Raw genomic sequence first — 462 nt, forward strand, 5'->3', positions numbered from 1 at the left:
GTTTTTATGTTGAATGCCCGGCGAACTGGAGGCAGGAAGACAAACACAGAGCTCTTCATCATTTCAAGCTATTAAATATTGCTAACAGGTATCGTTTGGAGGCAGGGAAGCACTTGAGTGAAGTGATTACTCAAAGAAACTCTTTCGTAAAAGTTATAAGGAAATATAGTTCAACCGCAACGTTTCAGCAGCTACAGTCAGAATTTATTGAAGCAAATCTGAAACCTATTATAGATTTGAATGACTTCCCCAATTATTGGAAAAGAGTTATGTATCAGTGCCTAGCAAACTCGGAAGATTTTTTCAGAGGGATCTAGAATATGATGAAAGATAGAAAATTACGACGCTTATCGGAAGTGAACGAATACTTTTTATATGAGGAGGGCTGTTTTTACAAAATCCGGTAGTAACTTGCTAACCAATTCCTAGGCAGGTCATTGGCAACAGTGGCATGCACCGAGA

At 38.7% G+C, this 462-nt stretch carries 1 protein-coding gene; it reads left to right on the forward strand.

The window, feature by feature from the left end:
* Positions 1–317, forward strand: a 317-nt coding sequence (locus HP552_RS34630) for a hypothetical protein (protein ID WP_446686445.1), incomplete at its 5' end; no start/stop codon positions are given.
* Between the last annotated feature and the right edge of the window lie 145 nt (positions 318–462).

The sequence above is a fragment of the Paenibacillus xylanilyticus genome (assembly GCF_013359935.1).
Taxonomy (GTDB): Bacteria; Bacillota; Bacilli; order Paenibacillales; family Paenibacillaceae; genus Paenibacillus; species Paenibacillus xylanilyticus.